The sequence below is a fragment of the Amycolatopsis sp. w19 genome, assembly GCF_051373225.1.
Lineage (GTDB): Bacteria > Actinomycetota > Actinomycetes > Mycobacteriales > Pseudonocardiaceae > Amycolatopsis > Amycolatopsis japonica.
This window is the reverse complement of sequence record NZ_JBPQFM010000085.1, coordinates 1-552: the sequence shown is the minus strand read 5'-3', so window position 1 is coordinate 552 and position 552 is coordinate 1. Positions and strand designations below refer to the sequence as shown.

Below are 552 nucleotides of genomic sequence, written 5' to 3'. Positions count from 1 at the left end.
CAAGAGCATCCAATATCTAAGAAAAAACTTAAAGAACAATGGGGTAATCATTATCGTTTCGTTAAAAAACATCCAAATATAGACGTTCTTATCTTATCTCTTGAATGGAAAGAACTATCATTTATGCATATGCATCAGACATTAGTTGAATATAATGCACTAGATGAGCGTTTTCCAAATGAATATAATGAACTAAAAAAAGCTTTTCGAACAATGCTTTTTAGAATTATTGAATGTTTAAATAACGAGCAGCCTGTTACAGAACTTTACAAACTTCCTGGCGGATCAGAGGAAAGAATAAAAATTCATCAACAATTTGAAACATTACGTCCTCGGGGATTTGATTATCTTGCAAGTTCCTTCGAACAAATATATCACTTGTAGTCTTTATAAAGCCAGGATTAAAATTAAAAACAAATGATATGACAGAAAGAAACTACTTTCAAACAGTAGGTTTGTAGAACATAAAACTTTAGTTACCATAATGAATTTTACAGACATGGAAGGCTTATTCGCTGCTTAACTGAAGAGGCTTTTGATGTGGGGAAAATG

General features: G+C 31.5%; 1 protein-coding gene. It reads left to right on the top strand.

The features are described from left to right. A partial coding sequence (locus ACSMFO_RS40230; RefSeq protein WP_436462551.1) for a hypothetical protein occupies window positions 1-384 on the top strand: 384 nt, incomplete at its 5' end. Window positions 385-552 lie beyond the last annotated feature (168 nt).